Annotated in this window: 1 pseudogene; it reads right to left on the minus strand. The window is 62.8% G+C overall.

Going from position 1 to position 266, the window contains the following annotated elements:
- Nucleotides 1-245, minus strand: a pseudogene (locus HK26_RS13055) (hypothetical protein); the annotation flags it as partial.
- Nucleotides 246-266 lie beyond the last annotated feature (21 nt).

A 266-nucleotide genomic window follows, 5' to 3' on the forward strand; every position in this document is an offset into this window, starting at 1 on the left:
CGCACGGGCAGGTGGTCATTCACATTGTCTGCCAGCGTCTCATTGAGCGGGCCGCCGATATTATTAAACGTCACACCCCCGGCAGACAGGGAGCCGCCCAGCGCATCGGCAGTGATGGTCATGGACCGGCTCAGATCAAAGGCCGAGCTGACAAAAGGAGGATACGGCGTGCCGTCCCCGGCCACGAACCCTGCATCGGAAAAGCGCAGGGTATCGTATGTTTCCAGCCGGAAACCCGGCGCCATGGGCGCACCATGCGCGCTGGC

Source organism: Acetobacter okinawensis (assembly GCF_002153655.1).
GTDB lineage: Bacteria > Pseudomonadota > Alphaproteobacteria > Acetobacterales > Acetobacteraceae > Acetobacter > Acetobacter okinawensis_A.